General features: G+C 72.6%; 1 protein-coding gene. It reads left to right on the top strand.

Annotation, left to right across the window (positions count from 1 at the left end; all coding sequences use genetic code 11):
* The first annotated feature begins 135 nt into the window (after window positions 1-135).
* Window positions 136-12,291, top strand: coding sequence for a non-ribosomal peptide synthetase (locus DMC61_RS18070; protein WP_125690255.1), 12,156 nt, complete (start codon window positions 136-138; stop codon window positions 12,289-12,291).
* Window positions 12,292-12,295 lie beyond the last annotated feature (4 nt).

Raw genomic sequence — 12,295 nt, 5'->3', positions numbered from 1 at the left:
GGACCGGGGGATGATCCCTTCACTGGGGTTATTCCGTACAAGAAGGCGCACTCCTCGAACCGGCCGAGGCCGAATCGAGGATTTCGAGCCGAGCTCGACGAACTTCACACCCTTCGCTGATTGAGGGAGACATTGATGAACCAGTCGCGGATTGAGGAAATCTGGCCGCTGTCGCCATTGCAGGCCGGATTGCTCTTCCACGCGGTTTACGACGGCGAAGGGCCGGACGTCTACGTCGGCCATTGGATCCTGGACCTGGACGGGCCGGTGGACGCGGCCAGGCTGCGCGCGGCCTGGGAAGCGCTGCTGTCCCGGCACGCCCCGCTGCGCGCTTGTTTCCGGCAGCGCAAATCGGGCGAGACGGTGCAGATCATCGCCAAGCAGGTGGACCTTCCGTGGCGGGAGGTCGACCTCTCGCAGCTCGAAGATCCCGCCGACGCCGTGCGGGAACTGGCCGAGCAGGACCGGACGACCAGATTCGATCTGACGCGCGCGCCCTTGCTGCGGCTCACTTTGATCCGCCTCGGCGACGACGCGCACCGCCTGGTGGTGACCTGCCATCACACGATCATGGACGGCTGGTCGCTGCCCATCGTGCTGGCCGAGATGTCGAAGCTGTACGCGGCGGACGGCGCTCCGGCGGACCTGCCGGAAGTGACGTCGTACCGGGAGTACCTGGCCTGGCTGGGCCGTCAGGACAAGGAGCGGTCGCTCGCGGCGTGGACGGAACGGCTGGCGGGCGCCGAGGAGCCGACGCTGGTGGTGCCCGCGGATCCGGGACGGGCGCCGGCCGAGCCGGAGAGTGTCGAGGCCGGGCTGCCGGAGAACGTCACGCGAGCGCTCGGCGAACTGGCCCGTGCCAAGGGATTGACGCTGAACACCGTGGTGCAGGGCGCGTGGGCACTGGTGCTGGCGCAGCTGACCGGGCGGACGGACGTGGTGTTCGGGGCGGCGGTGTCGGCGCGTCCGCCGGACCTTCCCGGCGTGGAGGGGATGGTGGGGCTGTTCCTCAACACCGTTCCCGTGCGCGTGAGCTTGCAGGCTTCGGCGCCGGTCGCCGGATTGCTGACGGAGCTGCAGAAGCGGCAGTCCGCGCTCATCCCCGACCAGTACGTGGGGCTGGCGGACATCCAGCAGGCGGCCGGTCCCGGCGCCGTCTTCGACACGTTGATCGTCTTCGAGAAGTTCCACCACGATTCCGGGGATTTGGGCTCCGCCGAGACTTTCGGCATCCGGGTGCACCAGGGCCGCGTCGCCGCCCACTATCCGCTGACGCTGGTCGCGGTCCCCGGCGAGTCGATGTACTTCAAGCTGGACTATCTGACCGATCTCTTCGACCGGGACACCGCGCTCGCGATCATCGAGCGCTTCACCGGGGTGCTGCGTCTGCTGACGGACGCGGGCGAGGCCACGGTGGCCGACATCGAGGTGACGGGCCCGGCCGAGCGTGCCTTGGTGGTCGACGCCTGGGGCACGTCGTCCCAGGCGGCGCCGAACCGGACGGCGCCGGAACTGTTCGACGCGCAGGTGCAGCGCCACCGCGACGAGCCGGCGATCGTCGACGGTGACCGGGCGCTGTCGTACGGAGAACTCGCCGAGCGCGCGGAACGGCTCGCCGGTCACCTGCACGGCAAGGGAGTCCGGCGCGGCGACCGGGTGGCCGTGGTGCTGGACCGGTCACCCGAGCTGATCGTGACGTTGCTCGCGGTGTGGAAGGCGGGCGCGGCGTACGTGCCGGTGGATCCCGCCTATCCGGTGGAACGCGTGCAGTTCATGCTGACGGATTCCGGGCCCGCGGCGGTGGTGTGCGCGAAAACGTACCGGGACGCCGTGCTGGACGTCGGCCTCGAACCGATCGTGCTGGACGATCCCGGGACGCGGCGGGCGGTGGAGGAGAGTGCTCGCCGGTCGACGGCCACGAGCGGCCTCGACCTCGCCTACGTGATGTACACGTCCGGGTCGACGGGGACGCCGAAGGGGGTCGCGGTGTCGCACGGCGACGTCGCGGCGCTGGCCGGGGAACCGGGCTGGCGGGTGGGCCCCGGCGACGCCGTGCTGATGCACGCTTCGCACGCCTTCGACATCTCGCTGTTCGAGCTGTGGGTGCCGCTGGTGTCGGGCGCACGGGTGGTCTTGGCCGGAGCGGGCGCGGTGGACGGCGAGGCGCTGGCGCGTCACGTCGCCGACGGCGTCACGGCCGCCCACTTGACCGCGGGGGCCTTCCGCGTGCTGGCCGAGGAGTCTCCGGAGTCCGTCGCCGGGCTGCGCGAGGTGCTGACCGGCGGTGACGCGGTGCCGCTTTCGGCGGTGGAGCGCGTGCGGCGGGTGTGCCCGGACGTGCGGGTGCGGCATCTCTACGGCCCGACCGAGGCCACGCTGTGCGCGACGTGGTGGCTGCTCGAACCCGGGGACGAGCCGGGTTCGGTGCTGCCGATCGGACGGCCGCTCGCGGGACGGCGGGTCTACGTGCTCGACGCGTTCCTGCGGCCCGTGCCCGCGGGGGTGGCCGGCGAGCTGTACCTCGCCGGAGCCGGTGTGGCGCAAGGCTATCTGGACCGTCCGGCGTTGACGGCCGAGCGGTTCGTCGCCGATCCCTTCACGGCCGCCGGGCGGATGTACCGCACCGGGGACCTGGCGTACTGGACGGAGCAGGGCACGCTGGCGTTCGCCGGGCGCGCCGACGACCAGGTGAAGATCCGCGGCTATCGCGTGGAACCTGGCGAGATCGAGGTGGTCCTCGGCGGTCTGCCGGGGGTGGCGCAGGCCGTGGTGCTCCCGAGGGGCGAGCATCTGATCGGCTACGTGGTCGCCGAAGCGGGGCAGGACGCCGACCCGGAACGCCTGCGCGGGCAGCTCGCCGAGACCTTGCCCGAATTCATGGTCCCGGCCGTCGTGCTGGTGCTGGACGCCTTGCCGTTGACGGTCAACGGGAAGGTGGACCGGCGGGCCTTGCCCGAACCGGACTTCGCGTCGAAGTCGGCGGGCCGGGAGCCGGTCACCGACGCCGAACGAGTCCTTTGTGGAGTGTTCGCCGAAGTCCTCGGCCTCGACCGGGTCGGGATCGACGACAGCTTCTTCGAACTGGGCGGCGACTCGATCTCGTCGATGCAGGTCGCCGCTCGCGCCCGTCGTGAGGGCATCCCGCTGACGCCGCGGCAGGTGTTCGAGCACCGGACTCCCGAGCGCCTCGCGGTCTTGGCGCGGGAGACCGCCACGACGCCGCGCGCCGAGGCCGTCACCGGCGTGGGGGAGATCCCGCGGACGCCGGTGATGCTCGCCCTCGGGGACGACGCGCTGCGCCCCGGTTTCGCGCAGGTGCGCGTCGTCGTCGCTCCGGCGGGCCTGAACCAGGACACGCTGGCGAGCGCGCTGCAGGCGGTGCTGGACACGCACGATCTGCTGCGGGCGCGGGTGGAGCCGGACGGACGGCTGATCGTGCCCGAGCGGGGCGCGGTGGACGCGGCCGGTCTGGTCACGCGGGTGGCCGCCGGGACGGCGGAACTCGACGAGGTCGCCGAGCGCGAGCTCAGGACGGCGACGGGCACGCTGGACCCGTCGGCGGGGATCATGGCGCGGCTCGTCTGGGTCGACGCCGGGGACGCCGAGCCGGGACGGCTGGCCTTCGTGGCGCATCACCTGGCCGTCGACGCGGTCTCGTGGGGAATCCTGCTGCCGGATCTGCGGACGGCTTACGACGAGCTGGACTCCGGCCGGACCCCCGCCCTCGAAGCACCGGCGACGTCGTACCGGCAGTGGGCGCTGAGGCAGGTCGAGCAGGCGCACAGCGAGCGCACCGTGGCCGAACTCGAGGACTGGGCCGCCCTGCTGGACGGCGCGGACCCGGCCGTGGAAGAGGACACCGGACAGTCGTATTCGTGGTCCACCCGATTGACCGGCACCGAGGCGCGCAACCTGGTGACGCTCCTGCCCGGAGCGTTCCACTGCGGGATCCAGGACGTCCTGCTGGCGGGGCTCGCCGGTGCGGTCGCGCGGGTACGCGGTACCGGCGCCGGGCTGCTGGTGGACGTGGAAGGACATGGGCGCGAAGCCGCCGACGGCGAGGACCTGCTGCGCACCGTCGGCTGGTTCACCAGCGTCCACCCGGTCCGCTTCGATCTGTCCGATGTGGACCTCGCGGCCGCCGGGTCGTTGCTGAAGACGGTGAAGGACCAGATCCGCGCCGTGCCCGGCGACGGATCCGGCTACGGGCTGCTGCGTCATCTCAACCCCGGCACCGTGGCGACGCTGGCCGCGCTGCCGTCCGCGCGGATCGGCTTCAACTATCTCGGCCGGACCGTCCTCGCCCCGGAGGACACCGCGTGGGAGCCGGACGGCGAAGGGCCGCTCGGCGGCGGTCCGGACATGGTCCTCGCGCACGCCGTGGAGGTCAGCGCGGAGGTCCAGGACACGCCTTCCGGACCCCGGCTGGGGCTGGCCATCGACGCCCGGGACGCCGGCTCCGGCCTGGTGCAACGGCTCGGTGAGGCGTGGGCGGAGACGCTGACCGCCCTCGCGGCGCTCGCCGGGGATCCCGGTGCGGGCGGGCACACGCCGTCCGACTTCGCCCTCGTCGGCCTGACGCGGCGGGACGTGACGGAACTGGAAACCGCGGCGCCGGGGCTGACGGACATCTGGCCGCTGTCTCCGTTGCAGGAGGGCATGCTCTTCGAGCGGGCCTTCGACACCGACGGTGTCGACGTCTACCAGAGCCAGCGGATCCTGGACCTCGACGGGCCGCTCGACGCGGAACGGCTGCGCGAGGCTTGGACGCGGGTGCTCGCCCGGCACGAATCGCTCCGGACCGGTTTTCATCAGCTGGGGTCCGGCGAGACGGTGCAGGTCGTCGTCGGGGAGGCCGAACTCCCTTGGCGCGTGGTGGATCTGTCGCACCTCGACGAGGCGGCCGCGGCCGCGGAGGTCGAACGGCTCCTCGCGGAGGATCAGGGCAGGCGGTTCGACGTGACCCAGCCGCCGTTGCTGCGGCTGTCGCTGATCCGGCTCGGTGCCGCCCGGCACCGTCTCGTGCTGACGTCCCACCATGTCGTGCTGGACGGCTGGTCGACGCCGCTCGTCGTAGGTGAGGTGTCGGCCGCGTACGCGGGCGGGCAGCTCCCCGCGAAGGCACCGTCCTTCAAGGACTACCTGGCGTGGCTGGGCCGCCAGGACGCCGACGCGACCCGGGCGGCGTGGCGGGCCGAGCTCGACGGCGCGGACGAACCGTCCCTTGTGGACGCCGACGCGGGCAAGACGATGGTGATGCCCGGGGAGCACGCCGAACTGCTGTCCGAGGAGACGACGCGCGCGCTCACCGAACTGGCCAGGGCCAACGGGGTGACGACGAGCACGATCCTGCAGGCCGCCTGGGCGCTGGTGCTGGCGCGGCTCGCGGGCCGGACGGACGTGGTGTTCGGGTCGGTGGTGGCCGGCCGTCCGGCGGAGGTGCCGGACGTCGAACGCATGGTGGGGATGTTCATCAACACCGTCCCGGTCCGGGTGCGGCTCGACGGCGGGCAGCCGGTGCTGGAGCTGATCCGGGAGCTGCAGGGACGCCTGGCGGCGTTGACCGAACACCAGTACCTCGGCCTGCCGGAGATCCAGAAGGCGGTGGGCACGGGCGCGGTCTTCGACACCATCGTCATGATCGAGAACTACCCGCACACCGCCGACGGTCTCGGCGACGACGGCGGGGTCGCGATCAGCTCGGTCGTCACCCGCACCGGCACCGGTTATCCGCTGACCATGAACGTCAGCCTCGGGAGCCGCCTGCGGATCAACGTGTCCTACCGGCCCGACCGGATCGGCGCCGGAACGGCCGCCGAGGTCGCCCGGCAGGTCGTGCGGGTCCTGGACCAGGTGGTGGCACGGCCTTCGCTGCCGGTGGGCCGCCTCGGCGTGACGAGCGAACCGGCGCGCGAGTCGGTGGTGGAACGCTGGAACGCGACGGGCGACGCGGCCGACACGACGTCGGTACTGGAGTTGTTCCGGCGTCGGGCCGTCGCCTCGCCGGACGCGGTGGCGGTCGTGGACGGGGAACGCACCCTGTCCTACACCGGCCTCGACCGCGAATCCGACCGGCTGGCCGGATATCTGGCCGCCGCCGGGGTGCGGCGCGGTGACCGCGTCGGCGTGGTGATGGAACGCGGCGCGGACCTCCTCGTCGCCCTGCTCGCGGTCTGGAAGGCGGGTGCCGCGCAGGTACCGGTGAACGTCGGCTACCCCGCGGAGCGGATCGAGCGGATGCTGGCCGACGCCGGGGTGTCGGTCGCGGTCTGCCTCGAAGCGAGCCGCAAGGCGGTGCCGGACGGGGTCGAGCCGGTGGTCGCGGATCTGCCGTCGATCGACGGGACACGGCACGAGGCGCCGCCGGTCACGGTCGGGGCGCACGACGTCGCCTACGTCATGTACACGTCGGGATCGACCGGGGTGCCGAAGGGTGTCGCGGTGCCACACGGAAGCGTGGCGGCGCTGGCGAGCGACCCGGGCTGGTCGCAGGGCCCCGGCGATCACGTCCTGCTGCACGCGTCGCACGCTTTCGACGCGTCGCTGGTCGAGCTCTGGGTGCCGCTGGTCAGCGGGGCCCGCGTGGTGGTCGCGGAACCGGGCACCGTCGACGCGGAGCGGCTCCGCGAGGCGATCGCCCGCGGGGTGACCACCGTCCACCTGACGGCGGGTGCCTTCCGCGCGGTGGCCGAGGAAGCGCCGGATTCCTTCCGCGGGCTGCGGGAGATCCTGACCGGTGGGGACGCGGTCCCGCTCGCCTCCGTCGAACGGATGCGCCGGGCCTGCCCCGGCGTCCGGTTCCGGCAGCTCTACGGCCCGACCGAAATCACCCTCTGCGCCACCTGGCTCGTCCTCGAACCGGGGGCGGAAACGGGTGACACACTGCCGATCGGCGGACCGCTGGCGGGTCGGCGGGCCTACGTGCTCGACGCGTTCCTGCAGCCGGTGGCCCCGGGCGTGACCGGTGAGCTCTACCTCGCCGGAGCGGGGCTGGCGCACGGCTACCTCGGCAACCCGGTGTCGACTTCGGAGCGGTTCGTCGCCGATCCGTTCGCCCCCGGCGAGCGGATGTACCGGACCGGCGACCTGGCACGCTGGACGGAACAGGGCGAGCTGCTGTTCGGCGGGCGTGCCGACGCCCAGGTGAAGATCCGGGGCTACCGGGTCGAACCCGGCGAGATCGAGGCGGTGCTGACCGAGGTCCCCGACGTCGCGCAGGCGATCGTGGTGGCGCGGGAGGAACGTCCCGGCGAGAAGCGGCTGATCGCCTACGTGACCGCGGAACCGGGACAGGGACTGGAATCCGGCGCGGTCCGCGCGCAGCTCGCGGCCCGGCTGCCGGAGTTCATGGTGCCGTCGGTGGTGCTGGTGCTCGACGGTTTCCCCTTGACCATCAACGGAAAGATCGACCGCGCGGCCCTGCCCGCCCCCGAATTCGTCCCGGCGGCGGCCGGTCGCGAACCGCGCACCGGGACCGAAAAGGTGCTGTGCGACCTGTTCGCCGAAATCCTCGGGCTGGACCGGGTCGGCGCCGACGACGGTTTCTTCGAACTGGGCGGGGACTCGATCCTCTCGATGCGGCTGGCCGCCCGCGCGCGCCGCGAGAACCTCGTGTTCGGGGCGAAGCAGGTGTTCGACCACAAGACGCCCGCGGGGATCGCGGCGGTCGCCGAGCACGGCGGGCGGACGCGGGCCGAGGACGGCGAGGGCGTCGGCGAGGTCCCGTTGACACCGGTGGTGCGGTCGCTGCTCGAACGCGACCCCCTCGGGCTGACCCGCGGCGGCATGGCGCAGTGGGTGATCGTGGACGTGCCAGGCGACCTTTCCGTGCCCGCGCTGGCGGCCGGGCTGGGCGCGGTGCTCGACACGCACGACCTGCTGCGGAGCCGGATCGTCGCGACCGAGGGCGAGGAGCCCCGGCTGGTCGTGGCGGACCGGGGAACGGTCGACGCGGCGACGCTGGTCGAGCGGGCCGTCGCGGGCGACATCGACGAAATCGCGAGCGACGCGGCGGCACGCCTGGATCCCCTCGGGGGCGTGATGGTGCGGGCGGTCCTGGCGGACGCCGGGCGGCTCGTGGTGGCCGCGCATCACCTCGTGGTCGACGTGGTGTCGTGGCGAACCCTGCTGCCGGACCTGCAGGCGGCCTGCGAGGCCGCGATCGCCGGCCTGCGTCCGTCGCTCGAAGCGCCGGACGTCTCCTTCCGGCGCTGGTCGCGGACGCTGACCGAAGAGGCGGTGAACCGGACCGCCGAGCTGGCGACGTGGACGGAGATCCTCGACGGGGCACCGCGGCGGCTCGGCGAGCTCGATCCCCGGCGTGACACCGTGTCGACCGCGGGCCGCCGGACCTGGACCCTGCCGGCGGGCACGCTCGCGGACAAGGCGACCTCGGCCTTCCACTGCGGTGTCCACGAAGTACTGCTGGCCACCCTGGCCGGCGCCGTGACCGGCTGGCGCGGCGGCACCGCCGTCGTCGTGGACGTCGAAGGCCACGGGCGACAGCCCCTTGGCGACATGGACCTGTCGCGGACGCTCGGCTGGTTCACCGACGTCCACCCGCTCCGGCTGGACACGACCGGGGCCGACCCGGCCGACGTCGTGACCGGCGGCGACGCGGCGGGCCGTCTGCTGAAGCAGGTCAAGGAGAACGTGCGCGCGGTGCCCGACGGCGGGCTCGGCTACGGGATGCTGCGCCACCTCAACCCGGAGACGGCACCGGTCCTCGCGGCGCTGCCGAAGGCGGAGATCGGGTTCAACTACCTCGGCCGGTTCTCCTCACGAGCCGACGGTGGCGGCGAGCCTTGGCGGATAACGGGAATCGTCGGTGACGCGGCGGACGAGGCCACGCCTCTGCGGCACGTCCTGGAGATCGACGCCGTCGTGGCGGACGGCGCGGACGGTCCCGAGTTCAGCCTGACCGTGACCTGGGCCCGCCGGCTCCTCGGCGACGCCGAAGCCGAGTCGTTCGCCGACGCGTGGCTGGCCGCGCTGACCGGCCTCGCCGCGCACGTCGACGCCGGCGACGCCGGGGGACACACTCCGTCCGACTTCCCGCTCATCGCGCTGACGCAGCGAGAGGTGGCGCAGATCGAGGCCGCCGTGCCGGATCTGCTCGACATCTGGCCGCTTTCCCCGCTGCAGGAGGGTTTGCTGTTCCACTCCACCGGCGAGGACGGCCTGGACGTCTACGCGAGCATGCGGACCCTCGCCCTCGACGGCCCGCTGGACGCCGCCCGGTTCCGCGCGTCCTGGCAGGCCATGCTCGACCGGCACGCCGCCCTGCGGACGAGTTTCCACCAGCTCCCGTCCGGGACGGCCGTGCAGACGATCTCCCGTGAGGCGACGCTGCCCTGGCAGGAGACCGACCTGTCCCGGCTGCCCGAGGACGAGGCGCTGGCGGAATTCGACCGGCTCGCCGCGGCACAACACGCCGAACGGTTCGACCTGGCCAAGGGACCGATGCTGCGCCTGCACCTGGTGCGCCTCGGCGAACGCAGGCACAGGCTGATCTTCACGTCGCATCACATCGTGGTCGACGGCTGGTCGCTGCCGCTGCTCGCCACCGGCGTGCTGGCCGTGTACGAAGCGGGCGGTGACGCCCGGGCGCTGCCCCCGTCGGCGTCGTACCGCGACTATCTCGCCTGGATCGCGGACCAGGACAAGACGGCGGCGCTGGAGGCGTGGCGGACCGAACTGGCGGGGCTCGACGAGGCGACCCAGATCGTGCCGCCGGAGTCGATCCTCACCCCGCTCGCACCCGAACGCGTCAGGTTCGCCCTCGGCGACGAGCCGAGCAGGCGCCTGGCGGAGTTCTGCCGCCGTCACGGGGTCACGCCGAACACGCTCTTCCAGGGGATCTGGGCCCTGCACCTGGCCAGGCTGACCGGACGGCGGGACGTGGTCTTCGGCGCCGCGGTGGCCGGGCGTCCGGCCGACATCCCCGGGGTGGAGGCCGCGGTCGGCCTGTTCATGAACATGCTGCCGGTCCGGGCGCGCCTCATCGGCACCGAACCGGTCGTCGACATGCTGAAGAACCTGCAGGAGCGGCAGTTCGATCTGCTGCCGCATCAACACCTCGGGCAGGGAGAGATCATCAAGGCGGCCGGCCGGGGCGCGGCGTTCGACACGATCCTGGTGTTCGAGAACTATCCGCCCCCGCCGCCCCGGCTCGACGGCCCCGACGCGCTCGTCCTGAGCCCCGCGGGGAACTCGGACGACGACGGGCACTATCCGTTGTCCCTGCGTGCTTCCGTGGCGGGAGGTCCGGTCCGCGGTGAAGTGATCTACCGGCCGGACGTGCTCGATCGGGCCGAGGCCGAGGAGACGGTCGCGACCCTCCTCCGCGCACTCGAGCAGGTGCTGGCCGAGCCGCGGACGCCGGTGGGGCGGATCGGCCTGATCGGCCCGGAGCAGCGCCGCCTGGTGGTGGACGAGTGGAACCGGACCGGCACGCCGGTCACGGAGAAGACGCTGCCGGTGCTGCTGCGCGAACAGGCGGAGCGGACGCCGGACGCGATCGCCGTCCAGGACGCGGCGCGAAGCCTGTCGTACCGGGGATTGGTCGGCGAAGTGGAGTCGCTGGCGCGGCTGCTCTCCGAGGCGGGCGTGCGACGCGAAGCCCGGGTGGGGGTGCTGGTCGAGCGTTCGGCCGACCTCGCGGTGACCCTGCTGGGGGTCATGTTCGCCGGCGGGGCGTTCGTGCCGGTCGATCCGGACTATCCGCGCGACCGCGTCGAGTTCATGCTCGCGAACTCGGCGCCCGCGGTGCTGGTGTGCACGAAGGCGACCCGGTTGTTCGTGCCCGCGGAGTTCGCGGGCACGGTGCTGGTGCTGGAGGATCTGCCCGCCGCCGGTCCGGACGCCGCCCTGCCCGAGCCGGCGCCGGAAGACGCGGCGTACGTGATCTATACGTCCGGCTCGACGGGGGTGCCGAAGGGTGTCCTGGTCACCCACTCCGGTCTCGTCAACCTCGGCTACGCGCATATCGAGCGGATGGCGGTGACGTCGTCCTCACGGATCCTGCAGTTGTCCGCGATCGGCTTCGACGCCATGGTCTCCGAGCTCTACATGTCCCTGCTGGCGGGGGCGACCCTGGTCCTGCCGGACGCGGCGAGCATGCCGCCGAAGGTGACGCTGGGCGACGCGATCCGGCAGGCGGAGATCACGCATCTGACCGTGTCGCCGAGTGTGCTGGCGAGCGAGGACGACCTGCCGGACACGCTGCGGACCGTGCTGACGGGCGGCGAGGCGCTCCCGGCCGCGCTGGTGGACCGCTGGTCGCCGGGCCGCCGGGTGATCCAGGCCTACGGGCCGACCGAGACCACCATCTGCTCGACGATGAGCGCCCCGTTGTCCCCGGGACACGACCAGGTCCCGCTCGGCGGACCGATCCACAACGTGGGGCACTACGTGCTCGACGCGTTCCTGCGGCCGGTGCCGCCCGGTGTGGTCGGCGAGCTCTACATCACCGGTGTCGGACTGGCCCGCGGCTACCTCGGCCGCCCCGGCCTGACCGCGGAACGGTTCGTCGCCAGCCCGTTCGCGCCCGGCGAGCGGATGTACCGCTCGGGCGACCTGTTCCGCTGGACCCGGGAAGGCCAGCTGCTCTTCGCCGGCCGGGTCGACGACGAGGTCAAGGTCCGCGGCTACCGGGTCGAGCCCGCCGAGATCGAGGCCGTGCTCGCGGAGCATCCGTGGGTCGGCCAGGTGGCGGTCTCCGTCCGCCGGGACGGGCCGGGCGACAAGCGGCTGGTGGCCTATGTCGTGCCGTCGGCGGCCGCCGGCGAGGGGAACGGCACGCTGGCCGCCGCGCTGCGGGAGCTGGCCGCCGAACGCCTGCCGGAGTACATGATGCCCGCGGCGTTCGTGTCGCTGGAGAAGATGCCGCTCACCCCGAACGGCAAACTCGATCACCGGGCGCTGCAAGCCCCCGACTTCGCCGGGACGTCGGCGAAACGGGAGCCGCGCACGGCCGCGGAGGCGGCGCTGTGCGCGCTGTTCGCGGACGTGCTGGGGCTCGACCAGGTGGCTCCCGAGGACAGCTTCTTCGAACTGGGCGGCGACTCGATCACCTCGATGCAGTTGTCGGCGAGGGCCCGCCGTCAGGGGCTGGAACTGACCCCATGGCAGGTGTTCGAGGAGAAGACGCCGGAACGGCTGGCGCCGCTCGTCCAGGAACTCCCGGCCGAGGACGCGCCCGTCGCGGTACCGGAGCCCGCCGACGGCACGCTACTCGCCCTTTCCCCTGACCAGATGGACCTACTCGAGGCCGGGCTGTCCGGCGAATGACCCG

The sequence above is a fragment of the Amycolatopsis sp. WAC 04169 genome, assembly GCF_003947535.1.
In the GTDB taxonomy this organism is placed as follows: Bacteria; Actinomycetota; Actinomycetes; order Mycobacteriales; family Pseudonocardiaceae; genus Amycolatopsis; species Amycolatopsis keratiniphila.
The sequence above is the reverse complement of the archived record's forward strand: the minus strand, read 5'-3'. Positions and strand labels throughout refer to the sequence as shown.

Excerpts from the sequence above, each read along its gene's own strand:
- DMC61_RS18070 (WP_125690255.1), top strand. The coding sequence starts at position 136 with ATGAACCAGTCGCGGATTGAGGAAATCTGGCCGCTGTCGCCATTGCAG.